Annotated in this window: 21 protein-coding genes and 1 pseudogene; 10 read left to right on the top strand and 12 right to left on the bottom strand. The window is 72.5% G+C overall.

Annotated features, from left to right (window positions below; translation table 11 throughout):
- Positions 1 to 95: 95 nt before the first annotated feature.
- Together ACH4ZX_RS38515 and ACH4ZX_RS38520 are read left to right on the top strand one after the other, a co-directional pair.
- Positions 96 to 683, top strand: a pseudogene (locus ACH4ZX_RS38515) (XRE family transcriptional regulator); the annotation flags it as partial.
- 2 nt (positions 684 to 685) lie between these two features.
- Positions 686 to 1156, top strand: a complete 471-nt coding sequence (locus ACH4ZX_RS38520; protein ID WP_398283287.1) for an NUDIX domain-containing protein — start codon at positions 686 to 688, stop codon at positions 1154 to 1156.
- A 226-nt stretch (positions 1157 to 1382) separates the two neighbouring features.
- On the opposite strand, the gene ACH4ZX_RS38525 is transcribed toward ACH4ZX_RS38520, so the two are convergent.
- Positions 1383 to 3902 (bottom strand): helicase-associated domain-containing protein, encoded by a 2520-nt coding sequence (locus ACH4ZX_RS38525; protein WP_398283289.1) that lies wholly within the window; start codon positions 3900 to 3902, stop codon positions 1383 to 1385.
- Between the two features lie 187 nt (positions 3903 to 4089).
- Here ACH4ZX_RS38525 and ACH4ZX_RS38530 point away from each other — a divergent pair, with 187 nt between their 5' ends.
- A complete protein-coding gene (locus ACH4ZX_RS38530; RefSeq protein ID WP_398283290.1) occupies positions 4090 to 5109 on the top strand; it encodes a hypothetical protein in 1020 nt (339 codons plus the stop codon).
- 282 nt (positions 5110 to 5391) lie between these two features.
- The gene (locus ACH4ZX_RS38535; RefSeq protein ID WP_398283292.1) at positions 5392 to 6024 is read left to right on the top strand and encodes an HAD family hydrolase; all 633 of its coding nucleotides are present in this window, start codon (positions 5392 to 5394) and stop codon (positions 6022 to 6024) included.
- Here ACH4ZX_RS38535 and ACH4ZX_RS38540 read toward each other — a convergent pair.
- Positions 6003 to 6251, bottom strand: coding sequence for a hypothetical protein (locus ACH4ZX_RS38540; protein WP_398283294.1), 249 nt, complete (start codon positions 6249 to 6251; stop codon positions 6003 to 6005). The genes ACH4ZX_RS38535 and ACH4ZX_RS38540 overlap by 22 nt on opposite strands.
- Positions 6252 to 6417: 166 nt before the next feature.
- On the opposite strand from ACH4ZX_RS38540, the gene ACH4ZX_RS38545 reads away from it, so the two are divergent.
- The gene (locus tag ACH4ZX_RS38545) at positions 6418 to 6801 is read left to right on the top strand and encodes a cold-shock protein (protein ID WP_126393065.1); all 384 of its coding nucleotides are present in this window, start codon (positions 6418 to 6420) and stop codon (positions 6799 to 6801) included.
- A gap of 8 nt (positions 6802 to 6809) precedes the next feature.
- On the opposite strand, the gene ACH4ZX_RS38550 is transcribed toward ACH4ZX_RS38545, so the two are convergent.
- The 4 genes from ACH4ZX_RS38550 to ACH4ZX_RS38565 form a co-directional block, all read right to left on the bottom strand.
- A complete protein-coding gene (locus ACH4ZX_RS38550) occupies positions 6810 to 7661 on the bottom strand; it encodes a 1,4-dihydroxy-6-naphthoate synthase (protein WP_398283296.1) in 852 nt (283 codons plus the stop codon).
- Positions 7651 to 8451: a futalosine hydrolase gene (locus ACH4ZX_RS38555; protein WP_398283324.1), complete on the bottom strand. Its 801-nt coding sequence runs from the start codon at positions 8449 to 8451 to the stop codon at positions 7651 to 7653. Before ACH4ZX_RS38555 ends, ACH4ZX_RS38550 begins: the two co-directional genes overlap by 11 nt.
- A gap of 32 nt (positions 8452 to 8483) precedes the next feature.
- Positions 8484 to 8972 carry a DUF2771 domain-containing protein gene (locus ACH4ZX_RS38560; protein ID WP_398283298.1) on the bottom strand — a complete coding sequence of 163 codons (489 nt, stop codon included), beginning with the start codon at positions 8970 to 8972 and terminating at the stop codon, positions 8484 to 8486.
- Between the two features lie 61 nt (positions 8973 to 9033).
- A complete protein-coding gene (locus ACH4ZX_RS38565; protein ID WP_398283300.1) occupies positions 9034 to 10458 on the bottom strand; it encodes an MFS transporter in 1425 nt (474 codons plus the stop codon).
- Positions 10459 to 10737: 279 nt separating this feature from the next.
- On the opposite strand from ACH4ZX_RS38565, the gene ACH4ZX_RS38570 reads away from it, so the two are divergent.
- Entirely contained in the window at positions 10738 to 11664 is a 927-nt protein-coding gene (locus ACH4ZX_RS38570; RefSeq protein WP_398283302.1) for a DUF3027 domain-containing protein, read from the top strand.
- A gap of 62 nt (positions 11665 to 11726) precedes the next feature.
- On the opposite strand, the gene ACH4ZX_RS38575 is transcribed toward ACH4ZX_RS38570, so the two are convergent.
- Both ACH4ZX_RS38575 and ACH4ZX_RS38580 read right to left on the bottom strand, forming a co-directional pair.
- Positions 11727 to 12614 carry a hypothetical protein gene (locus ACH4ZX_RS38575; RefSeq protein WP_398283304.1) on the bottom strand — a complete coding sequence of 296 codons (888 nt, stop codon included), beginning with the start codon at positions 12612 to 12614 and terminating at the stop codon, positions 11727 to 11729.
- Between the two features lie 15 nt (positions 12615 to 12629).
- Positions 12630 to 13067, bottom strand: a complete 438-nt coding sequence (locus ACH4ZX_RS38580) for an ATP-binding protein (protein WP_398283306.1) — start codon at positions 13065 to 13067, stop codon at positions 12630 to 12632.
- A 161-nt stretch (positions 13068 to 13228) separates the two neighbouring features.
- Here ACH4ZX_RS38580 and ACH4ZX_RS38585 point away from each other — a divergent pair, with 161 nt between their 5' ends.
- Together ACH4ZX_RS38585 and ACH4ZX_RS38590 are read left to right on the top strand one after the other, a co-directional pair.
- Positions 13229 to 14107 (top strand): helix-turn-helix domain-containing protein, encoded by an 879-nt coding sequence (locus tag ACH4ZX_RS38585; protein ID WP_398283308.1) that lies wholly within the window; start codon positions 13229 to 13231, stop codon positions 14105 to 14107.
- Positions 14104 to 14313, top strand: a complete 210-nt coding sequence (locus ACH4ZX_RS38590) for a DUF397 domain-containing protein (protein WP_398283310.1) — start codon at positions 14104 to 14106, stop codon at positions 14311 to 14313. Before ACH4ZX_RS38585 ends, ACH4ZX_RS38590 begins: the two co-directional genes overlap by 4 nt.
- A 21-nt stretch (positions 14314 to 14334) precedes the next feature.
- On the opposite strand, the gene ACH4ZX_RS38595 is transcribed toward ACH4ZX_RS38590, so the two are convergent.
- The 4 genes from ACH4ZX_RS38595 to ACH4ZX_RS38610 all read right to left on the bottom strand — a co-directional run bounded on the left by ACH4ZX_RS38595 (position 14335) and on the right by ACH4ZX_RS38610 (position 20780).
- The gene (locus ACH4ZX_RS38595; RefSeq protein WP_398283312.1) at positions 14335 to 17406 is read right to left on the bottom strand and encodes an N-6 DNA methylase; all 3072 of its coding nucleotides are present in this window, start codon (positions 17404 to 17406) and stop codon (positions 14335 to 14337) included.
- A gap of 155 nt (positions 17407 to 17561) precedes the next feature.
- On the bottom strand, positions 17562 to 18626 hold the full coding sequence (locus ACH4ZX_RS38600) for a fatty acid desaturase (RefSeq protein ID WP_398283314.1): 1065 nt from the start codon (positions 18624 to 18626) through the stop codon (positions 17562 to 17564).
- Between the two features lie 102 nt (positions 18627 to 18728).
- Positions 18729 to 19730: a diaminopimelate epimerase gene (gene dapF, locus ACH4ZX_RS38605; RefSeq protein WP_398283316.1), complete on the bottom strand. Its 1002-nt coding sequence runs from the start codon at positions 19728 to 19730 to the stop codon at positions 18729 to 18731.
- 135 nt (positions 19731 to 19865) lie between these two features.
- Positions 19866 to 20780, bottom strand: a complete 915-nt coding sequence (locus ACH4ZX_RS38610; protein ID WP_398283318.1) for a hypothetical protein — start codon at positions 20778 to 20780, stop codon at positions 19866 to 19868.
- 272 nt (positions 20781 to 21052) lie between these two features.
- Between ACH4ZX_RS38610 and ACH4ZX_RS38615 the strand changes: the two genes are divergently transcribed.
- A complete protein-coding gene (locus ACH4ZX_RS38615) occupies positions 21053 to 24172 on the top strand; it encodes a sacsin N-terminal ATP-binding-like domain-containing protein (protein WP_398283320.1) in 3120 nt (1039 codons plus the stop codon).
- A 448-nt stretch (positions 24173 to 24620) separates the two neighbouring features.
- Positions 24621 to 25532: a DUF5707 domain-containing protein gene (locus ACH4ZX_RS38620; RefSeq protein WP_398283322.1), complete on the top strand. Its 912-nt coding sequence runs from the start codon at positions 24621 to 24623 to the stop codon at positions 25530 to 25532.
- Positions 25533 to 25945 lie beyond the last annotated feature (413 nt).

Consider the following 25945-nt stretch of genomic DNA (forward strand, 5'->3'; position numbering starts at 1 on the left):
GTCGGGCCCCAGCCATGCCCACTCCTCGACCAGCAGCCAAAATCGCGGGCCCCCGAGATCAGCCCAGCTCAGCCACCCCAACCGAAACGGGGAGGCTAGGAGAAGACGTGCACGCTCTATGGCCCGCGCTCCGGCAGGCACGCCCTGCCCGCGCTGTCAGTCCGGAACTTGTGGCTCTCTACGACCAGCGGGCGGACATCCCCGTGTCCACCTTCGTGGACATGCTGACCCAGGCGCGCGAGCACATCGACGTGCTGGTGTACGCCGCCGTCTTCCTGCACGAGGCGTACCCGCGGCTCAACGACTTGTTGCGAGAGCGAGCGGAGGACGGGTGCGCGGTCCGTATCGCGATCGGCGACCCGGACAGTACGAATGTCCAACAGCGCGGCGCGGAGGAGAGGTTCGGCCACGGGATCGAGTCCCGTTGCCGACTCGCCCTCATGCACTACCGCCCGCTTGCCGGGGTACCTGGCATCGAGGTGCGCACCCATGCCACCACGCTCTACAACTCGATCTATCGTGCGGATGACCAAGCACTGGTCAATGCTCATGTCTGGGGCGTGAACGCCTACGGTGCTCCCGTGTGGCATCTCCGACGCAGCGGGAAGGGCGGCATGTTCGACACCTACGCCAGCAGCTTCGACGCGGTGCGGGAAACCGCGACGCCGGTACGAGAAGGGTGACCATGGCACGGACCGAGTACTACGACGACCCAGCGGCACCGGAACCGAACAGCCTGGTGGTCGCCGCGTCCGCCGTGGTCACCGACGACGAAGGGCGCGTACTCCTTCAACGCCGCAGGGATAACGATCTGTGGGCGCTGCCAGGTGGCGGCATGGAAATGACTGACTCACTCCCAGGAACGGCCGTCCGCGAGGTGAAGGAAGAAACCGGACTGGACGTAGAGATCACCGGGCTCGTGGGCACGTACACCGACCCTCGCCACGTCATCGCCTACTCGGACGGTGAGGTGCGTAGGCAGTTCAACGTCTGCTTCACCGCCCGCGTGGTCGGGGGCCGGCTCGCGATCTCGGACGAGTCAACGGAGCTGCGGTTCGTCCAGCCGGAGGAGATCGATCAGCTGCCGATGCACCACACGCAGCGGCTCCGGATCCGTCACTTCCTGGAACACCGTGACCGGCCCTATCTCGGCTGATCGCGCCCTCAGCACTCGCTTGAGGAGACAGGCGGAAAACTGCCATCCTGATCGGCCTCGCGCTGCCCGGGGAGCGGAGCGCCCGGCTGTCCCGGGATCGCAGTAGTCGGCACGGTGATGAACAGATCTGTCCAGTGTGCCCTATCGGCCGGTGATCACCGCTGGTCGTCCGGTCGCCGTGGGCGTCCGGTGACCGCGGGTCGTCGATCACCGTCGTCGATCCGCGTCAGTCGTCCGCGAGTTCGGCGACCCCCGTGATGCGGTGCAGCGGGTAGGTGCGGACCTCGTCCGCCGTGTGGTCGTACGCCGTCACGAAGCCGCCCTCGACGCGGATCGGGGCGATGACGCGCTGACTCGCGGTGCCCTCGGCGTTGACGTACCCGATCCACAGCGCCTCGCCGGTCAGGACGGCCGCCTGCACGGTGGCCAGGGTCTCGGCCGAACTGGTGCGGGGCAGCTCGCCGTTCGCCGCGGGGGCCTGCTTGCGCGGCGCCGTGGACGCCAGGTCGCCGGCCCTGACGGCGCGGACCGCGGCCGCGAGGAGGGTGGCGTCCGGCGTCGGCGGGCCCTCCGGGACCGGCTCCGGCGCGGTGCGCGGCGGGGTGCGGTAGGCGTCGGCGCGGGTGATCACCACGTCGCCCTCGGCCGACTCGGCGGCCGGCGCGAAGCCCATCGCCCGCAGCCCCTCCAGCAGGGCCGCCGGGTCGGCCTGGGCGGCCAGCACGGTCGGCGCGAGACGGCGCAGGCGCAGGGCGGCGGCGCGCCGGTCGGCGAGGATCTCGTTCAGCAGCGCGTCGTCGTCACAGCGCACGTACGCCGAGGCCGCGCCGACCCGCAGATGGCCGTGCCTGCGGGCCACGTCGTCGATCAGGTACGCCAGCGGCTGCGGCACCGGCGTGCGGGAGTGCGCGGCGAGGAAGGCGTGCAGGTCGGAGGCGGTCTGGCCGGCGTCCAGGGCACGCCGTACCGAGGCCGGCGTGAAGCGGTAGACCGTCGCCCCGCCCTTGGACTCGATGTCGGCGAGCACGCCGAGCAGGTCGGCCAGCGGCCGCTGGAGCGGGCCGGGCGCCACCGCCGTCAGGTCGGCCTGCAGCAGGACGTGGTCCAGCGGCTCCGGCAGCAGTGGGGCGAGCAGCCGGGCGGCGGCCGCCGAGGCGGTGGCCTGCTCGGCGGGGGAGAGGGCGTCGACAGGGGCCGGCGGGTGGGGGACGTGGTGCACGGGCAGCTTGTCGCCGGGGCCGGCCGGCTCCGGCTCCGGTCCCGGCCCGGGTTTCCTCGGCGCGGGCGCGCCCAGCAGCGCCCGCCCGTGCGCGGACAGGGCGCCCCGGCCGGTGACGCCCAGCGTCTCCGCCTCCGACAGCGCCCAGCGGGCCAGCCGGGCGCGCAGGTCGTCGTCCCGGCGCTGCGGGCGCTCCCAGTCCAGGCGGGCGAGCACCGAATCGGCGGACGGCGAGGTGCCCTCCGGCAGCCCGGCCAGCAGGGCCAGCACCCGGTGCCGTACCTCGGGCGCCGCGGACCGGTCGAGCCCCGGACCGAGCGCCGACAGTGTGCGGTCCTTCGCGTCCCGCCCGCCGACCAGCCCCGGCGTCCGGGTCGCCGTCAGCCACGCCCGGGCGAGCTGCGCCCAGCGCTCGGCGGGCGGGCGTTGCAGCCACTCGTCGTAGGCCGGGGTCGCCGCGTACCGCTCGTCGGCCTCCCCGTCGGAGGCGAGCAGGCCCGCCGCGTAGGCGAGTTCGACCCAGAAGGCGGCGACGGGCTCGGGCACGTCCAGGGCGACCGCGGTGCGCTTGAGGTCGCGCACGCTCAGCCCGCCCGCCCGCAGCACCGCGGGCCCGCCCTCGTCCCAGTCCTTCAGCAGCTCCTCCACCGTCGCCAGCGCCGTGTACGCCTGCCCGGCCGCCGTCGCGTCCACCACCTGCGGGCGGTGCGCGGCGGTGGGCTCCAGCGCGGGCGGCAGCGGCTCGACGGCGCGGTGCGCCCGGCCGCCGCGCAGGTGCAGGGCCACCTCGCGGGGCAGTACGACCGTGCCGGGCGCCGTCGGCAGCAGCAGGCCCCGGTCGAGCAGCCAGCGCAGGTGGGCCGCCGGATCCGCGGTGACCTGGCCGTACGGCGGCCCCCAGACCAGGCGGTCCAGCACCTCACGCGCCGGGGGCGGGGCCGCGTCGAGCAGCGCCGCCATCCGGGTGCGGTCGGTGAACAGTCCGGTCAGCGCGGTCACGGCGGAGACGGAGTCGTGCGTCGAGGCCAGCCCGGCCGCCGTCACGATCTCCTGGATGCGCCCCGGCGACATGCCCGACGTCGCCTCCCGCACGGTGGGGCCGAGCCCCGTCGGGGACGGGTGCTGCGGCGACGGCGAGAGCAACTCGCGGGCCGTGCGCACCAGTCGGAGCCGGTCGTCGCCGCCCCACACCAGCGCCTGCTCGCGCAGTGTGCCGAGGGCGCGGGGCAGCGCGGCGGTGACCGCCGGGTCGCCCGCGTCGCCGGTCATCAGCCCGAGCAGCTCCTCGTACGCCGCCGGGTCCGAGGCCACCGCCAGGGCCTGGGCCGTCTGCTGGGCGAAGCGGTCCAGCCGCTCCAGGGCCCGGACCACGGAGGCCCGGGTGCCGGCCCGGGTGGCGAGCTGGGTGAGGTCGGTGGGGACGGGGGTGACGAGGTCGGGGCGGGCGCGCAGGAGCGCGGCCAGGGAGGCGTCGTCCCTGACACGGAGGGCCTCTGCGAGTGAACGCGGGGCGGCCGGGGTGCTCATCCGACCCACGGTAGCGGGTGCCCGGCCCGCTGACCCGGGCCCCGGGCCCGCGCCGACCGGCCCGGACGTCCTCGCCCCGGCCGCGGCACGGCCCCGCGCGGCGCCCGTCACCGGGCCGGTCTGTGCCGATCTGCGCTACCTTCGTGCCCACGTGGTATCCAACACGCCCGCCCCGGAGGGGACTTCGTTGGGGATCGAGAGCGACCAGGTCGTCTACGAGTATCTGAGCCGCGTCGGCGACGTGGCTCATCAGCAGCAGTTGCCGTCCGCCACCCGCATGCGGCTGGTGTCCGAACTGCGCAACGAGATCGACCGGCGCCGGGCCAAGGCCACCGCCGACTCCCCGGCCGCCGTCCGCCGCATCATCGACCGGATCGGCAGCCCCGACGAGGTCGTCGCCGCCGCGGGCGGGGTCGGCACCGGGCCGGAGCCGGCCCCGACGCCGACGCACGTGCCCGTGCAGCGGGACGGCGGGACCGCCGACGACGCGGGGGACGGCGGCCGGCGCAAGGGGCTGCGCCGCGTCGTGCCGCGCCCGCGGCCCGAGCCGCCCGCCGCTCCCGACGCGGCGCCCCCGGCGGGCGCGCGGGAGCCCGGCGCCGGCGCGGCGCCCGCCGACTGGTGGCGGGTGGAGGGCAGGCCGTTCGTGGAGAGCGAGGTGCCAGGCTTCACGGGAGGCATCGAGATCCCGGAGCTGCTGCGGCCCCCACGCCCGAGGGAGCCGCAGGGCGAGGCGGACCCGGCCGCGGACAGGACCGGGTCCGCGAAGGCCGACCCCACGAAGGCCGGTCCCGCCGGAGAGGCCGCCGCTGATGCCACCGAGGCCACGGACGCTCCCGCCGCCCGCCGCCGCCTCGCCCTGCCGCTCTCCGGCCGGCGCAACCCGCTGCTGCTGATCGCCGCCGGGCTGCTCGTCGTCGGCGCGGTCCTCGGCAACTGGGTCGCCCTGCTGCTCGGCTGGGCCATCGCCTACGCCTCCCGCCGCCTGACGCAGAACGAGTCCAAGATGGCCGTCATGGGCATGCCTGGACTGGCGCTGGCGGCCGGCGCCGGGTGGCTGTGGGGCCGGGCGAACGGCCGCTGGGGCGACCCCATCGCCGAGGGCCACCTCAACGACGCGATCGCCCAGACCTGGCCATGGGTGGTACGAGCCGCGGCGGTCCTGTCGGCCCTGTACCTGACCTGGCGCTCACAACGCGAGTCGTAGTCCGCGGCTCGCACGAAAGGCGCGTCCCGCGCCAGGCCGCGACTCGTCGTACGGGGCCTGCGTGGCCCAGGGCGTGGGCCGTGGCCCGCGGCGGGAGGCCGTGGCCCGCGGCGGGAGGCCGTTGGCTCGCGGCTCAGAGCGGAACCCGCGCCGGGGTGCGGCTCGTGGCGCAGGGTGTGCCCGCAGGGCAGGAGGTGATCCGCGCGGGCCCGCGAGTCGTAGGCCGTATGGTGCCGTCCGGTGGCCGTCTGCCCGGCGGGGCGGGTGGGCACAATGGGCGGTATGGCCTTCGCGACCTCTCCCGCGCTCACTGTCGGCTTCGACCTGGACATGACCCTGATCGACTCGCGCCCCGGCATCCGCGCCTGCTACCAGGCGCTGTCGGAGCGGACGGGCGTGTACATCGACGCCGATCTCGCGGTCACGCGGCTCGGGCCGCCGCTCGCCGACGAACTCGTCCACTGGTTCCCCGAGGACGAGATAGCGGCCATGGGCGAGCTGTACCGGTCGATGTACCCGACGATCGCGGTGGCCGCCACGCCCGCGCTGCCCGGCGCGCGGGCGGCGATCGACGCGGTGCGGGCCGCCGGCGGGCGGGCGATCGTCGTCACCGCCAAGTACGAGCCGAACGCCAAGCTGCACCTGGAGCACCTCGGCATGGAGCCCGACGCGGTGATCGGCGACCTGTGGGCCGAGCAGAAGGCGCCGGCGCTGCGCGAGCACGGCGCCGCCGTCTACGTCGGCGACCACACGGGCGACGTGCGGGGCGCGCGCACGGCCGCCGCCGTGTCCGTCGCCGTGGCGACCGGGCCGTGCAGCCCCGAGGAGCTGACGACGGCCGGCGCGGACGTCGTGCTCGGGGACCTCACGGAGTTCCCCGGGTGGCTCGCGGGCTACCGTCCCGCCCGCGCCTGACGGCGCGCCACCGCGATCGACCGGAGCACGCCGCCGGCCGCGATGAGGAAGCCGACGCCCATGAGCATGCTCAGGCCGAACATGAACGGCGGAAAAGGCTTCGCGTGGAGGAAGAGCGGAGCAACTGTGACGAGTGTGGCCACCGCACCGACGAAGAACACGATGGCACCGGCACGGATCAGTCGGTCACCGGGCGCGGCGGAATTCGTTTGGGTTTTGTCACGCACCCCACCAGGGTAGTTCCCAGCGCGAAGGAACAACCGGGAGACGTCTTGTCACCCGCCTCAAGACCATTAGCCTTGGTAGCGGCGGGTCACGGACGACCCGCTCAGTGCTGTCAAGAGCCGTTTCCAGAAGCAGTTTTCCCGACGAGTACGAGGACGAGGACGAGACGTGCCCACCGGCAAAGTCAAGTGGTTCAATAGTGAGAAGGGCTTCGGCTTTCTCTCCCGCGACGACGGCGGTGACGTCTTCGTGCATTCCTCGGTCCTCCCCGCCGGAGTCGAGACGCTCAAGCCGGGCCAGCGTGTGGAGTTCGGCGTCGTCGCCGGGCAGCGCGGCGACCAGGCCCTTTCGGTGACCGTCCTCGACCCGACCCCCTCGGTCGCGGCCGCCACGCGCAAGAAGCCGGACGAACTGGCCTCCATCGTCCAGGACCTGACGACCCTCCTCGAGAACATCACCCCGATGCTCGAGAAGGGCCGCTACCCCGACAAGGCGTCCGGGAAGAAGATCGCCGGCCTGCTCCGCGCGGTCGCCGACCAGCTCGACGTCTGACCCGCCCGCTACGGGAACGCCAGCGCGTCCGCGCCGAGGGGCGGCACCAGCCCCTCGGCCGCCGCGCGGGTGAGCAGCCCGCGGACGGCCGCGTAGCCGTCGTCGCCCAGGTCGGCCGTGAAGTCGTTGACGTACAGGCCGATGTGCTGGTCGGCGACGGCCGGGTCCATCTCCTGGGCGTGTTCCATGACGTACGGGCGGGAGACCGCCGGGTCGGCCCAGGCCGCGCGGACGGACGCGCGGACGGAGTCGGCGAGCAGCGTCAGCGCCCCGGCGCCCAGGGACCGCTTGGCGACGATCGCGCCCAGCGGGATGGGCAGGCCGGTGGTCAGCTCCCAGTGCTCGCCCATGTCCGCGAGCTTGTGCAGGCCGTACTGGTGGTACGTGAAGCGCGCCTCGTGGATCACGAGCCCGGCGTCGACCTTCCCGTCCCGCACGGCCGGCATGATCTCGTGGAACGGCATCACCACGATCTCACCGACCTTCCCCGGGACGGTGTCCGCGGCCCACAGCCGGAACAGCAGGTACGCCGTCGACTTCTCGCTGGGGACGGCGATCGTACGGCCCGTCAGGTCGACGCCGTGGTCCCGCGTGAGCACCAGCGGCCCGCAGCCCCGGCCCAGCGCGCCCCCGCACGGCAGCAGCGCGTACTCGTCGAGGACGTACGGCAGGACGGCGTACGACACCTTCAGCACGTCGAACTCGCCACGCTCGGCCATGCCGTTGGTGATGTCGATGTCCGCGAACGTCACGTCCAGCCCGGGCGCGCCCGGGACCCGGCCGTGGGCCAGGGCGTCGAAGACGAAGGTGTCGTTGGGGCAGGGCGAGTACGCGATCCGCAGGGGCTGCTCACTGGTCATGCTTGTTCCAACTCTCCAGTACGGGCAGGAGCTTCCCGAAGCCGTCGGTCAGGGCGGCGAGGGCGTCGGCGATGCGCCAGGCGGCGCGGTCGCGGGGGCCCACCGGGTTGGACACCGCGCGGATCTCCACGACGGGCACACCGTGCGCCGCGGCCGCCTCGGCGACCCCGAAGCCCTCCATCGCCTCGGCGAGGGCGCGCGGATGGCGGGCGCGCAGCCGCTCGGCGCGCTCGGCGGTGCCGGTCACCGTGGAGACGGTGAGTACCTCTCCGGTGCGGGCCCCGGTCACGCGCGCGAGGTCTCGTACGAGTGAATCGGGTGGACTGTGGGTGACGGTCCCGAAGCCCAGCTCGGTGACCGGCACGAACCCCTGCGCGGTCTCGGCGCCCAGGTCGGCCGCGGTGATCCGGTCGGCGACGACGAGCGAGCCGACGGGCGCGGCGGGCTGGAAGCCCCCGGCGATCCCGGCGGAGACGACCAGGGTGTACGGGGCGCCGTCGAGGGCCGCGGCGGTCAGGGCGGCGGCGGTACGGGCCCCCGCGAGGGCCGGCCCCACGCCGACCGCCGTCAGATCGACCGCCGTCGGACCGGCCGACGACTCACCGGCCGCCGTCACGTCGGCCGCCGACTGGCCGGCCGCCGACTGGCCGGGCGTCGGCTCACCGGCCGTCGGCTCACCGGCCGCCGGAGACAGCCGGTGCAGGACCGCGCCCGGGAGCCGCAGCTCGCGGAAGGACCCCGCGAACGCCTGTGCCACCGCGTCCCGCTCGACGGGGACGGCGGTGGCCACCAGCACGCGGAGCCCGACGGCAGCGGCAGCGATCAGGCGTCCTTCTTCAGCTTGAACGACCACAGCCCGGTGACCGTGTTGCTGCCCTTCTTGCCGTTGCCCGCCTTGATGGAGACCAGGGTCGAGTTCCCCTGGGCGCCGTACTGGGCGTTGAAGAAGACGCTGCCCGGGATGGTGCGGTAGGTCTTGGTGCTGTCCTCGGTGAGCGGCTGGCCGTTCATCAGGATCGTCCACCGCTTGTCGGCGATGTCGGGGTCGACGCCGAAGCGGACGGTCTCGTCGGGGTCGACCTTGATGGACTTGATGTCCTTGTCCTTCAGGCACTTCGTCAGGTCCGCGACGCTCAGGCCCTTGCCCTCGCCACCGCAGGTGGCCTCCTCGCTGACCGAGGAGGAGCCGACCGTGATCGTCGACAGCGGCGTCGGCTTCTCACAGGCCGACAGGACGAGCAGTCCGGCACAAACGGCGCCGGCGGCGGCGACGGCGCGGCGGCGTCGCACAGCGGATTGCATCGAGGTCATGGCCGAAGGCTATCGGGCGGCCCCGGCGCCGCGACCAGGCGGGGTACGACGTGCCCGTGCGTTACGCCACGCGGGGCCGTGCGGAGCCCCCGCGCCGGGCCGCCCCGATCAGCCCGCGGAAGGTGCTGAGCCACCCCAGGGCGAGGACCGCGGCGGCCACGCACAGGCCCGCCGTGCCGTTCAGCGGCATCACGATGCCTATCGCGCCGCCCAGCACCCACGACACCTGCATCAGCGTCTCCGAGCGGGCGAACGCCGAGGTGCGCACCAGCTCGGGCACGTCCCGCTGGATCAGCGCGTCCAGCGACAGCTTCGCCAGCGCCTGCGAGAACCCGGCCACCGCGGTCAGGCACGCCACCAGGAACGCGCCGAAGAACACCGCCGCCGTGATCGCCGCGCCCAGCACGAACGCCAGCACCGTCACGATGATGATCTCCGGCGCCCGGGCGCGCAGCCACGCCCCGACCGCCGTGCCGAGCGCGTTGCCCGCGCCCGCCGCGACGGCCACCATGCCCAGCGACACGGCCGCGCTGGAGCCGGTCAGCGGGTGCTCGCGCAGCAGGAAGGCGAGGAAGAACGTCAGGAAGCCCGACAGCCAGCGCAGGGCGGCGTTCGCGCCGAGCGCGTGGGTGACCGCGAGACCGACCGTCCTGAGGCCCGGGCGCTTGACCGGCTTGAGGTGCGGCCCGTGCAGGTGCGCCTCGTCCGCGGCGAGCAGCGCCACGTCCTCGCCCTTGGCGGAGTCGACCTTCGGCGGCAGCGAGAAGGACAGGAAGGTGCCCACGACGAAGATCACGAAGGCGCCGTAGAGCGGCCAGCGCGGACCGATCGCGTGCAGCCCGGCGCCGATGGGGGCGGCCACCCCGGTGGCCAGCAGCCCGCCGAGGGTGACCCGCGAGTTCGCCTTCACCAGGGAGAACTTCGGCGGCAGCAGACGCGGCACGACGGCGCTCCTGACCACGCCGTACGCCTTCGAGGCGACCAGCACGCCCAGCGCCGCCGGATACAGCTGGATGCTGCCGGTGGAGACGGCACCGGCGATGATCAGCGCGAGCAGCGCCCGGGCCAGCATCGCACCCGCCATCGCGGCGCGGCGGCCGTGCGGCAGCCGGTCGAGCAGCGGCCCGATCACCGGCGCGAGGACGGTGAAGGGCGCCATGGTGATCGCGAGGTAGAGCGCGACCCGTCCGCGCGCCTCGTCGGTCGGCACGGAGAAGAAGACGGTGGAGGCGAGGGCGATCGTGATCATCACGTCGCCGGCGCCGTTCACGCCGTGCAGTTCGATCAGCTTGCCCAGGCCGGACTCGCCCGCGCCGTGCGCGTGGGTGGCCTTCCTGATCCCGCGCGCGGGCCCGGTGAACGGGAAGTGCAGGGCACGGCCGACCGCGCGGACGGACCCGCCGAACCGGCCCGAACCGCCACTCCGGCCCTTCCCCCTGACCCCACCCACACCGGCGGTTCCCTGGGGCGTCCTTGCGGCTGCCACGACGCAATAGTGCCCCGATAACGGTGTGCGTAGTGCGGTTACCGCGCGTATGGAGCCGACCGGTCTCGTGGAGAGGGACCTTTTCCGACCCGTCGGTGTAGGCCGCGCGCACGCGAGAAGGTAGCGTGCCTATCTCAGCCATCCCGCAGAATGGATGGCAGAGGTGCGCCCGAGCGCGATCGGGCGCGGACGTCGACGCGGTCCCCGGGTCCGCTCCGTCTGCCCCGCCGCCGCCAGGCAGCCGCACCTGTGAGACGGCGTAGGAGAGAAGCGATACCTGTGAGCGCAGCGACCACGCGAAGCCGCACCCCCGACCGCCTGTGCGCCGAGGCCGTCGACCTCGCCCGCGCCACAGCCGAGGAGGCCGCCGCGCCGGGGATCGTCGGCGAACACGAGGGGCTCGTGTCCGAGGGCGACCGCGTCGTGACGCACTTCTTCGCCTGCAAGGAACTCGGCTACCGCGGCTGGCGCTGGGCGGTGACCGTGGCCCGTGCCTCCCGCGCCAAGGTCGTCACCGTCGACGAGGTGGTGCTGCTGCCCGGCCCGGACGCCGTGCTCGCGCCGGAGTGGGTGCCGTGGAGCGAGCGGCTGCGCCCCGGCGACATGGGGCCCGGCGACCTGCTGCCGACCGACGCCGAGGACCTGCGCCTGGAGCCCGGCTTCACCGGCGAGGACGAACCGGCGCCGAACGCGGCCGTCTCCGCGGACATGGCCGAGCTGGCCGAGGCGGAGGACGCGGAGGTCACGGCGGGCACCCCGGCCACCCTCCCCGTCGTCCCGTCCCGCGGCTCCATCGCGGCCGTCGCCGAGGAACTGGGCATGCGCCGCGCCCGCGTCCTGTCCCGGTACGGGCTGCACACCGCCGCGGACCGCTGGGAGGACGCGTACGGCTCCAAGACCCCGATGGCCCAGGCGGCACCGGCGTCCTGCGTCAGCTGCGGCTTCCTCGTCCGCATCGGCGGCTCCCTGGGGCAGGCCTTCGGCGTCTGCGCCAACGAGTTCTCCCCGGCCGACGGCCGCGTGGTCTCCCTGGCCTACGGCTGCGGCGGCCACTCCGAGGCGGCGATCATGCCGAAGACCCCGCAGCCGGCCCCGCCGGTGATCGACGAGACCAAGGTCGACGTCTTCCCCCTCCGCCCGGCCCCGGACTCCGGCTCGGTCCCGGCAGTCACGGACGAGGCCGCGGCGGAACTGGGCCACTCGTAGGCCCCGGCGGCCCGCCGCCGCGCCGACCGGCCGGCCCGCGCCCACCCGGGCACGGGCGCGGCTCACCGCTCCGTGAAGATCTCCTCGGCGGTGGGGGCGGTCACGGCACGCCGGTGCCAGCGGCTCAGGGTCTCGAGGTCGTCACACCCGATGCCCCGCTCACGAACGGCTCCGGGGACATGGATGCCCCGCATCTCCAGCACCTCCAGGACGTCCCAGGCGGCCCGCTGAGCCTGTCCCTCGACGCGGCCTTCCTCCCGGATTTCTCGGGATAGGGGCAATTTGCAGAAGGAGAGGTCCACGGCCACCAGCTGCCTCCAGATATCTGCGGCGGGGTTTTTGCCAAGCCCTTGTGCAACGAGTCCGACGATCGGGTTGGCGAGCGCCGCAGGCTCGTCCCGCAGAGCCGCGGTCATCGCTTTGAGCATGGTCTCGATGGCCGGATTCGCGGCGTGGGTGATGGCGGACAGCGCGGCGAGTGCGAGGTCCTCGCGGACCTCGGCCGGGTCGGTGAGCACCGGCATGCTGCGCGGTCCCGTGACCAGCGGATGCAGGGTGAGCAGGGGCGACTGGGGATGCCCGAAGACCACCGGGCGCGCCGCCCATGCCACGATGGCGGGATCCTGGCAGAGGACCAGCAGCATCGGCTGCAACCGGTACTCCATGAGCAGGTAGGACGCGTAGTGCGCCCAGCTCGCAGGCTTGTCCGGGTCCTTCGAGCCCTGGGCCTCGACCGCCAGGAGCAGCGGCTCGTCGTGCTCCGTCTCCAGCCTGAGCAGAATGTCGGCCCGGCGTTCCAACGGGTGGGCCGCCTCGGTGACGTCGGTGGGCAGGATGGTGACCGATGTGGGCGGGGTGAAGTCGATGCCCAGCACGTCGGACACCCGGGAGAACAGCCGCGGGTGGTCCTGGAAGATGCGGTGCATCGCCTCGTGGGACGAACCGGCCATGGGGTCTCCTCAGATTCAGAAGGTGGGTTCCGGCGCCGAGAGGCGTACCTCGGCCCAGACGGTCTTGCGCGGGAAGCGCCCGTCGGACACGCCCCAGCGGTCGGCGAGCGCCTCGACGAGCACCAGGCCCCGGCCGGATTCGGATCCGGGGTCGGCGGAGGCGGGTCGGCGCCGGGGCGGTTCGTCGCCCCGGGTGTCGGTCACCTCGATGCGGAGGGTGCCGGCCACGACGTGGAGCGTGAGCCGGAAGTCCCGTCCCGGTACGCGGCCGTGGGTCGCCGCGTTGACGGCCAGCTCCGCGATGATCTGGCGGGCGGGGTCCAGCGGCAGGCCCCAGGAACGGAGTTGTTCCACTCCGAGCAGCCGGGCGAGGCGGGCGCCGCGGGGCGTCGGGGAGAGCCGCACGTGGAAGTGGCGCACGGGGGTGGCGGGTTCGGCGGTTTGCTGATTCACGTCACTCAGCGTGGCGGTGTCTGCTTATCGTGGATAGTGACTCAATGAGTGCGTACGGTCACTGTCCGGAGCTTGTCCGGTGCTGTCGGGGCTGTGCCGACGGTTGGTACGGGTAGGGCGCCGGGTGCGCGTCACGGACGGTTCCGAGGGAGAGGTGCGGCATGACGGCAGTCGAGGCGGAGGCGGGGCGGCTCAAGGACGAGGCGGACGAGCCGGGCTGGGAGGTCGACCCGGACGACGAGTGGGGCGTCGCGGTCATCACCACGGTGGGGCGGCAGGTGAAGCTGCGGCGCGAGGCGGTGGGAATGAGGGCCGCCGAATTCGGGAGGGCGGTCGGCTACGGCGAGGACATGGTCTACAAGATCGAGGGCGGCAAGCGGATCCCCCGCCAGGAGTTCCTGGACAAGGCGGACGAGGTGCTGGAGGCGGGCGGGCTGATCGCGGCGACGTGGGAGGACGTGAAGAAGGTCCGGTACCCGAAGAAGGTGCGGGCGCTGGGCAAGTTGGAAGCGCAGGCGGTTGAGATCGCTGTGTACCAGTCCAACAGCATCAACGGCTTGTTGCAGACGCCGGAGCACGCGCGAGCTGTGATCGGGGCGGCACAGCCGCCGTACTCCCCGGACGACGTGGAGCGCATGGTGGCTGCACGCATCGCCCGGCGATCGGTCTTCGAGCGTGACCCCGCCCCGGCACTCAGCTTCGTCCTGGAAGAGGGGGTTATGCGTCGGCCGATCGGGGGCACAATGGTGTGGCATCAGCAGCTCGAACGCCTATTGGAGGTGGGGAGGTTGCACAACGTCGTGCTTCAGGTGATGCCGATGAATTGTGAGACTCACTCCGGGACGGACGGCACCATCGAGCTGCTGAAGTTTGCGGACGGGACGGCGGTTGGTCGGGCCGATGGCGAGTTCAACGGGCGGCCGACCTCGGACCCCAAACAGCTGCGCATCCTTGAACTGCAGTATGGGACGATCCGAGCTCAGGCGCTCTCGCCACGGGAGTCGCTGGCCTTCATCGAGCAACTGCTGGGAGAAACATGATCCGCAAGACCACTGCCGGGGACGCCTCCGAGCTGGCGTGGTTCAAGAGCAGCTACAGCAGCGGCAACAACGGTGAGTCGTGTGTCGAACTCGCCCTCACCCCCAGCACCATCCACGTCCGCGACTCCAAGAACGTCGCCGGCCCCCGACTCGCCTTCGCGCCGGACGCGTGGGAGAAATTCGTCCCGTACGCGTCCGGAGCCTGACCGCACCGCTCGGTTCGCCTGCTACTCCACCAGCAGGCGAACCAATTGGTCGAGTTCCTCGGCGTCAGGGGAGTTCGCGATGACGGAACGGATCACCTGACGCAGCTTGACGAAGTTCTTGGATTCATCGAGGCCGAGCGCCGCGATACGAGCCGCTTCGGCTGCCCCGAGGTCGGCGAGCCGTTGGTGACCTGGAATTGCGGGGTCGAACTCCGGGATGGGGAGCTGCCATACAGCCTTGTCGATGTCCCGCTCGTCCTTGCCGTACGACATGAGGGGCCGGACGATTTCGGTCAGCGCGGGCGCATTGAGAATGGCGCAGAGGTACATGCCCTCCTCTCGGGTCGCCACCGTGCCCCAGTACAACTTGTGGTCGATAGCTACTTTTGAGTCCTCCACCAAAGCGGCTGACACATGCATGCCTGCCTTGCCGTACACCACCCGCAACGGCGTCCCGGGAAGCTGGGTGGACATGCCGCGGTGGAACTCAAGCCGTTCAAGCAGCGTCAAACGCTCGCTGCTCCGGTTCTCCAGCCACAACTCCTCCGCGTTGCCCCACCACTTCGCCAAGTCCGGATACCGGTCGATGTGGTCGTGGCCGCCGTGCAGCAGCGTGTTGCTGCCCTCGATGGGAAGCACCGCCTTGCGCGGCGCGAGAAGCCGGTACGGCAGCACGCTCTCCCCCAGCAGGACCGGGCGGACGAACTGCTTCTCGACCACGCCCTCCTGGTCGGGCAGGTCCTTCCACGGCTTCTTCTCCGTGCTGCTACGGGCCGACCGCACGCGGACCCGCCCGCTTCCCAGCCCCAGTGGACCGGCGTCCTGCTCCTGCACGAAGAACAGGACACGCGGCACGATCGTGGCCCCCTGCCAGAACCGCGAGCGATAGGGCGACGAGATCAGATCCTCGCCCACGTACTTCAGCTCCGCCGCCTCCCGCGTGACCCACCCCTGAACGTGTGCCCAGTCATGAGCCGTGGCCGGGATCTTCCCGGTCCACCGCTCCGTGTCCTTGGACAGCGGGACCGCGTCGTTGCCCAGTGCCGCCGCGCCCACTCCCGCCGCCTTCCTCCGACCGAAGATCACCGCGCTGCCGCGCGGGAAGAAGTGCGGGCGCAGGCGCCGCAGGTCCCAGGAGCCGGTGAACTCGACGCGTACGGGCTCGTTGGGGTCCGGGTAGTCGCCGGCGCGGAAGCCGGACCAGTACGGCCGGTCCAGGACGGGGTTGGGCACCACGAAGGCGAACTGGCCGTCCTCCGCGAGGTACTGCTGCACCGCCCTGGCGATGAACAGGCCGGAGAGGTCCTGGTGGGTCGCCACCTCGTCGCCCCGCCACAGTTCGCGGGACTGGCACATCTCCTTGAACCGCTTCTGCATGTCCTTCGGCATGTGCCGGTAGGACAGCCACGGCGGGTTGCCGATCAGCACGTCCACGCGGTTGTCCGCCATGGAGAGCCACATGGGCCGGGCGAGGTTGCGGACGTAGTACGACCAGATGTGGTTGCGGTCCTCGTCGACCAGCTCGCACAGGATCCGGAACGCCGCGGTGATCTCGTCCCGGTCGTCCGGATCGTGGATGGCGAGGACGTTGAAAAGACTCGTCAGCGGCGGCCTGGTGCCCTTCTTGCGGCTGGGATTGGCGGCGCGGTCGGCGAGTTCGTTGACGAGCCGGTCGAAACCCCTGGCGTCCTGGAGAAGGTGCTCGGAGAACCGCAGCTCGTTCTGGTAGTCGAGCAGGCCCCCGGTCTCCGTGCGGATCACCAGGTAGCCGTGGTCGATGAGGTCGGTCCGCTGCTGCCACTGGACACTGTCACCGAGGTAGACCGGGACCCTTATCTCCCCGCGCTCGTCGGAGGTGAGACGGTCGCGGCCGATGGCCAGCAGGTAGGTCACGCGGGCCAGCGCGACGGCGACCGGGTGCAGGTCGATCCCGGCGACGTGGTCGCTCACCGCGTCGAGAGCGTCCGCCAGGGGGCGGCCGTCGGTCGCGGCGGCCGTCAGATAACGGCGTACCGCGTGGAACAGGAACGTGCCGGAGCCGCAGGACGGGTCGAGGGCGCGCTGGTTCAGCGGGTCGGTCAGGACGTCGGAGACCATCTTCTCGGCCAGCCAGTCCGGCGTGTAGTACTCGCCCTGCTTCTTGCGCGTCTCGGGGGCGATCACCGACTCGTAGAGCACCTTGAGCACGTCGTGCTCGACGCTCGCCCAGTCGTAGCGGGACAGGCGGCGGGCGGTGGTGCGGACGAACTCCACGCCGCCCTCGACCTCGATCACCCAGCCGAAGAAGTCGGACTCGACGACGCCGTGGATCCCGGCCTGCTCGAAGAGCTGGCCCAGGACGAGCGTGGCCGGGGGGATCTGCCGGACGTCGTAGCCGAGGACCGAGTGCGCGATGATCCCCGCGGTGTTGACCAGGAGGGTGTGCTCGATGAACAACTCGTCGCTGTCCTCGAACTGGGCGCCCAGCGCGCTGCGCAGCAGCCGCGCCCACAGCTCCCGCTTGAGCTGGACCGTGGGCAGGTCCTTGTTCTCCTTGTAGAGCGCGGACAGCGTGGTGTAGTCGATGTCGTGGGAGATGCTGCCCGCGCCCAGCCGGCCCTTGATCACGTCGGGCGTCGGCTTGATGCCCTCGGCGGTGGCGAGGACGCCTTCGAGCCAGACCAGCAGTTCCAGTGGCGTGGTCCGGCGAGGTTTGACCTCGAAGCGGCCCGCCTGGACGAACGCCGAGCCGGAGAGGGCGTACGCCCGCCAGTCGGCGCCGTCGGTGAGGATGCCGACGTAACGCTCGCCGACCTGCTCGGCGCGGGCGCGTACGTACCCTTCGAGCTGCTTCTCGGCGTCCTTGAGGATCTTCGCGCTGCGCAGGTCCCGCTTGCACTCTATGGCGGTGAAGCCGATCTCGACGTCGATGCGCCGACCGTCGCCGACCTGGGTCTCCAGGTCCACGCTCAGGTTGTTCTCGTCCAGGTTGAGGCCGCCTTCCAGCAGCAACTGCCGGACATCCGCCTGGAGGGTCGCCTCCGAGCGCATGGGCTTGCGGTCGACGAGCCGTGCCAGCACCTTCTCCAGGCTGGTCTGCGGCGCTGTGGTCATCCACTCCCCCTTGACGAGACCGCAACGCCGGAGGGCGACGCGCGGTGAAGACGAGAAACTCCGGCCATTGTGCCGCAGCGCTCTGACAACGCCGGTGTGCCGGGCGTTCCCGGGAGGCCGCTGGAGGACGGGGGCGGGGGAGCGGGGAGCCCGCCTCACCTGTGTCCGGGGGCGCTGTCGAGCGGTACGAGGGCCGTCGGGACGGCGGTGGCGCCGGCGGCCGATGCCAGCGCCCGGCGGTGGCGGCGGAGCACCGCGGACTCGCCCAGCAGCAGGGAGCGCGGCCGGTAGGCGGGGCCGTGCAGGGAGCGCTCCAGCGCGGGGAGGTAGTTCCAGCGCACCGCCGGGTGCGCGGAGTGCGCGAAGTGGTACAGGTCGCCGTACGGCAGCCAGGTGCCGCGGGCGAGCAGGGCGAGGAGCGCGTTGCGCGGGTACAGCCGCAGGCAGCGGCCCGCCTCCACGGCGACGGGGGGTCCGGTCACCGGCTCCGGGTCGAACCAGCGGTGCTCGACGAGCAGGGACATCCACGCGAGCTGCGGGTACAGCAGCAGCCGGGGCAGCACAAGGGCGAACACGGCCGCCTCCCAGCCGAAGGCGAGGACCGCGGCCGCCGTCACCGCCACCGGCCCGGCCGTCCGCAGACGTCCGGCGCCGGGCTCCCGCCGGAGGGCGGCCAGGCCGCGCAGGGTGCCGTAGGCGCCGGACGGGGTGAGCGGGTGGACCATGCCGAGCAGGCACCGCGCCGTCGTGGCCCCGGGCCGCAGGCCGGCCGCGTGGAGTTCGGCCAGGTTGGGATCGGCTCCGGCGACCGTCGCGTTCGGATGGTGCTCGCGTACGTGCCGGCGCCGCCGTACGGACACGGGGACGAAGCCCAGAGGGATGTGGACGGCCGTCTCGGCGAGCAGCATGTTCAGCCGGCCGCTCCGTACCAGTACGCCGTGCACCGCGAAGTGGCTGACTTCTTGCAGGTGACGGAATTTCACCGCACCCGCGAGCGCGGCGGCCGCGCAGCCCCAGGGGCCACCGCGCGCGGCCACCCCGCACCATCCGGCGAGCTCCAGCCAGTGCCCGAGCAGCAGAAGTACGGGCGTGACGTCGTTCAGCCGCTCACGCTGGAGCCGCATCACCGAACGGAGCGAGTCCGGTGTGTGCCGTCCCCGCGCCGGGCTGGACCACCACCGGTCCGCCTGCCGCAGCGCGATCCCCACCGTGACAGCCATCAGAGCGGCCGACAGTGCCCCCAACGTCGTCCCCTTCCCCTCGTCCCCCACCGGGAGCGGCACGGGGCGGGGACGGCCGTCGGGACAGTGCCCGGCCGGCGGTCAGACCTCGGTCGGGTGGATGCCCGCCTCGTGCAGCACCTTCAGGTTTTCCCGGCTCAGCTCCGCGAACGCGCTGATTTCCGCCATGTGTGCGGCACCCGCGTACTCCACCGGGCCTTCACCCAGCAGCACCGCGGGGTCGAGTTCCGCCTCGTACACGACGGTGGCGTTGCCCTCCAGCACCGGCTGCCACACGCCCCCGGTCGTCTGGAGGAAGCTCCGGGCGACACCTCCCGGGTTGCGCACGGTCACCGGCCGCTCGGGATCGACCAGCCCGAGCCGGGACAGGGTGGCACGGGAGGCCGCGATGCCCGAGCCGCACGACGGGGTCAGCCCGGCCCCCCGCTCGTAGGTGTGGATGAACACCTCGTCGTCCGACAGCGGCAGCACGAAGGAGAGATTGGCACCGATCGGGAACACCTCCGGTGAACCGGCGACGCGCCGCCCGGTCTCGATCAGCTCGGCCTCGTCGTACACGTCGATCACCGTGATCAGGTGCGAGTTCGGCACCGCGACCGCCGTCACGTGGCGCGACGGGTGGAAGGCCGGAAGCAGCCGGTCCACGTACTCGCCGTGCGGTCCCGCCTCCGCCACGATCGGCTCGCCCGGAGCGAAATCGACGGCGGGCAGCTCCACCGACACCTGCCGCACGCCGTGGGACGTACGGCCCCGGTCACGCACGGTGAAGGAGTACGGCCCCTGCTCCACGACGACGGAATCCGCCTGGTGCCGGTCCAGCAGTATCCGGCCCGCGCACCGCATCCCGTTGCCGCACAGCAACGCCTCGGACCCGTCCGGGTTGTAGAACCAGGCCCTCGCCGTACCGTCGCCGTGATCTGCGACGAAGTACACGCCGTCACCGCCCAGCCCTCGCTTGCGGTCGCACAGCAGCCCTACGGCGCGGGTCAGCTCGTCCGCCGAGAAGTGGTCGAGCGGGGCACCGTCCACCACGAAGATGTCGTTCCGGGAACCGTGGGCCTTGGTGAGCGAGAGAGTGGACATCACGTACTTTCCGTCGCGCTGTGACTTCGCGCCGTCCCGCGAGGTCCGGACCGGCCGTGGTTCCATGCTAGCGAAGGCCGTTCGATGTCACGGAATGTGACGGACGGGGGAGGTGTGCGGCGAGCCGACCGGATCTCAGAGACGGGCCGCCGTCTCACGGACGGCAGCGGCGTCCCACGTCCCGGCGTCCAGCATGGGTCGGACGGTCGACTCGTAGGACTGGAGGGCGAACGGTGCCGAGTCCGGTCCATGCCCCCAGACGGACTCGAAACGGCCCGCCCAGCGCTCGACGTGCTTGAAGTACACGGAGCTGCGGCCCCGCCGGTAGTCGGCGTCTCCCTGCTCCTCCTCCAGGAGGACCGCCGCCTTCGACACCACGACGAAGTCCACGGCCTGGTCGGCCCGCAACCGGTCCCGCACGGCAAGCGCACACTGCACGCCCAATGAGCGGTGGTGATCGACGAGCTGGAGGAAGGAGCGGGCGAAGTCCTCCCTGGTGAGGTCGTCCTGCCAGCAGATGAACAGGCGTTGGACGGTCCCTCCCGCCTCGATCAGTCGCCGGTTGACGGTCAGATACTCCCGCCGCTGCGTCAGCAGATCGGGGCTGGTGGTGAGGTCGGCCGCCAGGACCCGCTTGGGTTCGGTCCGGGAGTCGATGAGGGCCTGGAAGAGCAGTACGGACAACCGGGGCACCTCGGACGCGTACACCTGGAGATGTCCGTCGGCGATCTCACCGAACCCGGCGATGAGTTCCCGTTCCAGCTGTTCACGGACCAGCGCGAAGTACCGGGCGTCCGCCATGTGCCGGTCGTTGGCCCGGCGGAGCTGGATGTAGATGCGGCGCAACCACATGTGGTTGGCGACCATGAGCAGCAGCAGTACGGTCTCCGCCGCCAGCAGAAGGTCCTTGAGCATGCTCTTCTCGGCGACCCAGGCCGCGACGGGAATGGCGATACCGGCGAGGCCCACCAGTGCGTTCAGCACCTGGGACGACAATGCCTCCGCCACACGCGCACTGAGGTCCCGGCGTGGCTGTGTGGTGGTTGTCATGCGCTTCATCCCCCAGGCGAGTGCACAGTCGCCCTACATCTTCGGTGCTCTGGTTACGGACAGGCAAGGGCTCTTTGCAGCCAGTGACGGCGTCCCGGTTGCTCGGTACCCCTGGCCAGTGCCTCCGGCAGGGAGCGAGCCCCGGGCGGCGACTGCCGGTTCCGGTGAGTCCAGGGGCTGATCCGGCCCCGGTTGCCCGTGCTTCGGGCGGGCGGCGCGTTCGTGCTCCGTGGGCGGTACCTTCGGGGTCACGCCGACGATGGAGAGTGAACGTGAGCAAGTTCGTGCGGCCGGCGGCCGAGGGGGCCGATCCGTTCGGTACGGCCCGTCTGCGCCGCGGTGTACTCGACGCCTGGGCCACCAGCCCCGCCCGGTTCCGCGAGGACGCCAACGCCGAGGAGGAGCTGGTCCTCGGCGGCTACCGGGACCGGCTCGTGGTCGAGCTCGCCCAGAACGCCGCCGACGCCGCCGCCCGGGCCGGCGTGCCCGGCCGGCTGCGCCTCACCCTCCGCGACGGCGTCCTCGCCGCCGCCAACACCGGCGCCCCCCTCGACGCGGCCGGCGTCGAGTCGCTGGCCACGCTGCGCGCCTCCGCCAAGCGGGACACCCCGTCGATCGGCCGGTTCGGCGTCGGCTTCGCGGCCGTCCTCGCCGTCACCGACGAACCCGCGGTCCTCGGCCGCCACGGCGGGGTGCGCTGGTCCCTCGCCGAGGCCCGCGACCTGGCCCAGGACGTCGCGCGCCACAGCCCCGGGCTCGGGGACGAGATCCGGCGCCGGGACGGCCACGTGCCGCTGCTGCGGCTGCCGTTCGCCGCCGAGGGCAGCGCACCCGGCCCGTACGACACCGTCGTCGTCCTGCCGCTGCGCGACGCGGCCGCCGCCGCCCTCGCCGAGCGCCTGCTGGAGGCCGTGGACGACGCCCTCCTGCTCGCCCTGCCCGGCCTGGCGGAGGTCGTCGTCGAGACGGACGACACCGTGCGCACCCTGAGCCGGACCGACGACGGCCCCTTCACCGTCGTCGAGGACTCCGTGCACGGCACGACCCGCTGGCGCACCGCCGTGGCGCACGGCCCGCTCACCCCCGACCTGCTCGCCGACCGCCCCGTGGAGGAGCGCCTGCGCCCGCACTGGTCGGTCACCTGGGCCGTCCCGGCGGAGTCCGACGGCGGCCCGGCCCGCCCGCGCACCGCGCCCGTGGTGCACGCGCCCACCCCCAGCGACGAGCCGCTCGGCGTCCCCGCCCTGCTCATCGCCTCCTTCCCGCTGGACAGCACCCGCCGGCACGCGGCCCCCGGCCCGCTGACCGACTTCCTGGTGCAGCGCGCGGCGGACGCCTACGCCGGGCTCCTCGCCGAGTGGCGTCCGGTGGGCGAGGGCGTCATCGGGCTGGTGCCCGGCCCGCTGGGCAAGGGGGAGCTGGACGGGGCGCTGCGCGCGGCGATCCTCGAACGGCTCCCGCGCACCGCCTTCCTGCCGCCCGCCGCGCCACCGGCCGAGGACCACGAACCCGAGCTCCCCGAGGCCCTGCGCCCCCGGGACGCCGAGGTCGTGGAGGGTGCCGGCGGCGACACCGTGCGGGTGCTCGCCGAGGTGCTGCCGACGCTGCTGCCCGCCGGGCTCGAGCGGCGCGTGGAACTGCGCACGCTGGGCGTGGCGAGGGTGCCCCTGACCGACGCCGTCGACCGGCTGGCGGGACTGGAGAAGGAGCCCGGCTGGTGGTGGCGGCTGTACGACAGCCTGGCCGGCGTCGACCCGGACCGGCTCTCCGGCCTGCCCGTGCCGCTCGCCGACGGGCGGACCACCATCGGGCCCCGGCAGGTCCTGCTGCCCGTCCCGGACGTCGCCGGCATCGACCCCGAGGTGCTCGCCCGGCTCGGCCTGAAGGTCGCCCACCCGGACGCCGCGCACCCCCTGCTGGAGAAGCTCGGCGCGCTGCCCGCGACGCCGCGCGCGGTCCTCACCACCCCGCAGGTGCGGGCCGCCGTCGCCGCCTCCCTCGACGACGAGGGCGCGCTGGACTGGGAGCGGGACGCGCCCGACGCGGAGGAACTGGCCGACCTCGTCCTGGCGCTGGTGCGGGACGCGGGCCTGCTCCCCGGCGACGAGCCCTGGCTCGGCGCCCTCGCGCTGCCCGACGAGGACGGCGAACTCGCCCCCGCCGGCGAGCTCGTCCTCCCCGGCAGCCCCTTCGCCCAGGTCGTCCGCGAGGGCGAACTCGCCGCCGTGGACGCCGAACTGGCCGAGAAGTGGGGCGGACAGCCGCTCGCCGCCTGCGGGGTGCTCGCCGACTTCGCGCTGGTCCGCGCCACGGACGTGGTCCTCGATCCGGACGAACTGGAGCCCCGCGAAGGGGACTTCGCCGAGCCCGACGACGCCGGGCTGCTGGACGCCGTCGACGTGTGGTGCGAGGACGTCCTCGACCGCTTCCCCGACTCGCCCGTGCCCCCGGTCGCCACGGAACTGGTCGCCGTGCGCGACCTGGACCTGGTGGACGACGACCGGTGGCCGCAGGCGCTCGCCCTGCTGTCCCGGCCGCCGCTGCGCGACGCGATCGTCCAGCCGGTGCGCATCCTGCTGCCGGACGGCACGCACGAGGTCGTACGGCCTTACACGGCCTGGTGGCTGCGCGGGCACCCGGTGATCGACGGGCGGCGGCCCGCCGGCCTCCTCGCGGCCGGCGGCGACCCGCTGCTGCGCGGGCTGTACGACGAGGCCGACGCGACCGGCTTTGACGACGAACAGGTGCTGCGGGCGCTCGGCGTACGGACGTCGGTGGCCGCGCTGCTGGCCGAGCCGGGCGGCGCCGCCGAACTGCTCGACCGGCTCGCCGACCCCGACCGCGAGGTCACCGGCGCCCAACTGCACGCGCTCTACGGCGAGCTGGCCGAACTCGATCCGGAACAGGTGACGCTGCCGGACGAGTTGCGGGCCGTCGTCGACGGGCGGGTGGAGGTGGTGGACGCCGCCGACGCCGTGGTCTGCGACTCGCCCGACCTGCTGCCCTTCACCCAGGGCGTCCCGCTGCTGCCGGTACGGCCGGCGCGGGCGGCCGAACTGGCCGAGCTGTTCCAGGTGCGGCGGCTGAGCGAGTCGGTCACCGGTGAGGTCGACTCCGAGGGCGCCGAGCACGACGTACCGGAGCCGGTGCGGGTGCTGCTCGGGGCGCGGACCCCCGAGACGTACGTCGAGCACGACGAACTCGTCGTCGACGGGATCGAGTTGGACTGGCGGCTGACGAACGACGGCGTCCTGCACGCCGCGACGCTGGAGGGCGTCGCCGCCGGCCTCGCCTGGGCCGCCGGACAGTGGCCGCGCCGCTTCGAGGTCGCGGCCCTGCTGGAGGACCCGTCACGCACTCAGGAACTGGCCCGGGACCGGTGGTTCGACTGACCGCGGGGAGCCGCCCCGTGGCCGTCTCCAAACTTTCTGAGTAATTTCTCCTCTTGCCGTACAACCTTTTCCTTCGATCCCCTGTCTGATCGTGTGAGCCAGCAGGCTCGACGATCGCTTGGGCCCCGGCGGGACGACGCGCCGTGGGGGACGACCACCGTCGGGGCCCTCTTCTTCACCAACGGGGATCGCATGCGCACACAAGCCATCGGAGCCGGCGCCTTGGGCGCCACTGCTCGCTCCGCCGTCACCGCACCGGCTACGCACACCGGCGGCGGGTCCGGCGACACCACGGCCATCGAGGCCGTCGTGGACGGCGACGGCCACTCCGACGTGCGGTAGCCGCGGCGGTCACCCCGCTCTTCCCTTCGCCGGGCACCCGGTACGTACCGGGGGCACCCCGCACGTACCGGGTCCTGGCATCCCACTTTCCCACCCGAGGAAACATATGCGTATTCGCGCCACCACGGCCGCCGTCTCCGGCGCCCTGGCCTTGTCCGCCCTCGCCGCGCCGGCCGCCCTGGCCGCCGACGCCCCCAAGGTGCCGGCGGGCGTCGCCGCCGCCTCCAAGACCGCCCACTCCACCTCCGGCAAGAGCGCCTTCAGCACCGCCGCGACCGGCACCCCGTACGACCTCGACGCCTCCTTCTCGAACGTCAAGGTCAACAAGGGCAAGAACATCGCCGTCGGCACCACCAACGTCGTCAAGGTGCCGGTGTCCTTCACCCTGACCCACGGCGTGGACGTCAACATCCACGCCGACGACTTCGTCTCCGCCATCGACCTGTACCGGGGCCCGTCCTTCCAGGACTCGATCTGGTACTTCGACAGCAACAACGCGGCCTGCACGGACACCTCCGACACCACCGCCTCCTGCACCGCCACCGTCGAGATCGACCCGGCGGAGCTGCTGAACGAGGACGCGGGCTCGTGGAAGGTGGCCGGCTTCGCGGTCGCGTTCAACGGCGAGGACCAGGAGAACCCGAACCTGGACAACGTCGGCGTCGCCGTCACCGACCCGGTCGGGGCCTTCAAGCTGCAGCGCTACTCCAAGCTGACGGTCAACGCCTCCCCGGAGCCGGTGAAGAAGGGCAAGACCATCACCGTCACCGGCAAGCTGTCCCGCGCGAGCTGGGACGACGGCCTGTACCACGGCTACGCCAACCAGTCGGTGAAGCTGCAGTACCGCAAGAAGACCTCCAGCACCTACACCACGCTGAAGACCATCAAGTCCAGCTCCACGGGCACCCTGACGACGACGACCACCGCGACGGCCGACGGCTACTACCGCTACAGCTTCGCGGGCACCACGACCACCCCGGCGGTCAGCGCCACGGGTGACTACGTCGACGTGCAGTAAGCACCGGCACGACCCGAGAGGCGGCCGCACCCGGAAGGGGACCCCGGGGGCGGCCGCCTTTTCGCACGTCGCAAGGGGTGCGCACGTCGCAGCAAGGGGTGTGCGCGTCGCAAGGGGTGTGCACTTCGCAAGGGGTGCGCAAGGGCCCGGCAACGGCTTCGTCATGTCCACCCCAAATCCGCGCGCGGGCTACAACCCGCCCCGTGCGCCGCGTATCTGATCATGCGAGTCAAGAGACTCCGAGATCACTTCTCCCACTTGGGGAACGCAATGCGCATACGTGCCACTGTGGCCGCCGTCTCCGGCGCCCTGGCCCTCACCGCCTTCGCCGCTCCGGCCTCGCACGCCGCCGACTCCGTCAGCTACCGGACGGAAGCCGCGAAGGTCCTCGCCGCGCACTCCGGCAAGACCGC

The sequence above is a fragment of the Streptomyces sp. NPDC020490 genome (genome assembly GCF_044335305.1).
Taxonomy (GTDB): Bacteria; Actinomycetota; Actinomycetes; order Streptomycetales; family Streptomycetaceae; genus Streptomyces.